This is a genomic window from Rhodopseudomonas parapalustris (assembly GCF_053772255.1).
In genome coordinates this window covers 1-1598 of the sequence record NZ_JAMKBZ010000069.1, presented here as the reverse complement: position 1 = coordinate 1598, position 1598 = coordinate 1, and the positions used below count along the sequence as shown (strand labels likewise).

Below are 1598 nucleotides of genomic sequence, written 5' to 3'. Positions count from 1 at the left end.
CGAAGGCGAGCTGATCGGCGACCTGCACGACGACGCGGAACAGGCCGTCGTAGCTCGCCAGCGTGACGTTGCCCTTCTTGCCGCCGATCTTGGCGCCGTACTGCTCGGCGAGCAGCTCGGCGAAGCTGGTGACGTCGTCGAAGGTGTGACCGCGGAAGCGGCTGATCTGGTCGGACAGGCTCTGCGCGTAGCCGACGATCTTGCGCACCGTCTGATCTTCCAAGAGGTGCTGCGGCTTGATCAGGTCGACCGGCACGAGCCGGCCGGAGCTGTCGTGCATGAAGGTCTTGTCGCCGATCACGACGGTGCCGTCGGCGGTGGCGGGAGTGGCCGAGGCGAGCGCCGCGACGTCGTCCTGATCGCACTCCTCGGCGGCGGTCCAGTCCATCACGCGCCCGTGGAAGCGCTCGTGCACCGCGAGTTTGTCCGGCAGCATCTCTTCGCCGATCAGGATCACCGGGCAGCCGGCGACGTCGCCGATCTCGCGGATCACTTCGAGCATGCCGCCCTTGCGCAGCAGCTTGTCGGCCTCGTCGATGATCAGCGGGCGGCGCGGATCGTCGCCGAGTGCGGCCTTCACCTGGTCGGCGAGATCGGGGATCGTGCCCTTGGGCTGGATACGCAGTTCGAACAGCAGCTCCTGCAGCAGCTTCTTGATCGACCACGTCTCGCCGAGCTCGACCCGCACCGCGTTGGTCTTGTTCTGCGCATAGATGCTCGCCTCGGTCTTGCCGAAGCCGCTGGGCCCGTAGAACACCCCGAAGCTCGGCAGGTGGGGCTCGCGGCTTTGCAGGCGCAGCGTCAGCGTCATGAACGACGCGACGTTCTTCAGCGGAACCTGCCCACCCTTGACGACGTTGGTAGTTGCGGTCATCTTAAGCTCCTTCGTAAGTTGATTGTTGACCCGTCGCGTCGGTCCAGGACGCGGCGGGTTTTTCCGTTTCCATCGGGTCGCCGAACATCAGCGCACGGGCCTGATAGTCCGGGCCTTCGCGATAGCCGCCGAGCCACATCAGCTCTTCTGGCTCCACGGCCTGGCCGGCTTTCATCCGCTGGATCACGTCGAGCGCGCGCTGCCAGAGCTGATGCGGCGTCTGTTCGGTGCGCAGCGGCACCACGGTCTCGTCGGCGATCAGCTTCGCCTGCATCGCCAGCACATCGGCTGCCGGTGCCGGCGCTTCCTTCGGCACCATGGCGTCGAGCGCGGCGGCGATCGCCGGCGTCGAATGCGTCTCTTCGCGCTTGGGCAGCGCGATCACGTTCGGCATGTCGCGGCGGGCGACCTCGAGCACGCGCTCGATCAGGGCCGGCCCGGTGGTGAGCTTCTTGATCTCGCGGCGGACCTCGCGGGTGCGCTCGGCCAGATGTGCGGCGGTGAATTCCTTCTTGGCGCGCAGCAGCTCGGCCGGATCGACGCCGGCCAGCTCCGGGCAGATGCCGTCGCCGACATAGGTTCCAGTGTCGGCGTCGAACGCGATGATCCGGCCGGCATCGTTCGGGTCCTGGCGAACGAGTACGCGGTCGCCGGGGAGCGCTTCGTTGATGACGTAGTGGAAGTGATCGACCCGGATGCCGAATTTGGTGACGGTGCGGATAGC

The 1598-nt window shown here is 66.7% G+C and carries 2 protein-coding genes; both read right to left on the bottom strand.

The window, feature by feature from the left end:
• Nucleotides 1-874 (bottom strand): DUF3164 family protein (locus M9H71_RS25040; RefSeq protein ID WP_455407566.1); only part of this gene is annotated, 874 nt, incomplete at its 3' end.
• Between the two features lies 1 nt (nucleotide 875).
• A partial coding sequence (locus tag M9H71_RS25035) for a Mu transposase C-terminal domain-containing protein (protein ID WP_455407565.1) occupies nucleotides 876-1598 on the bottom strand: 723 nt, incomplete at its 5' end.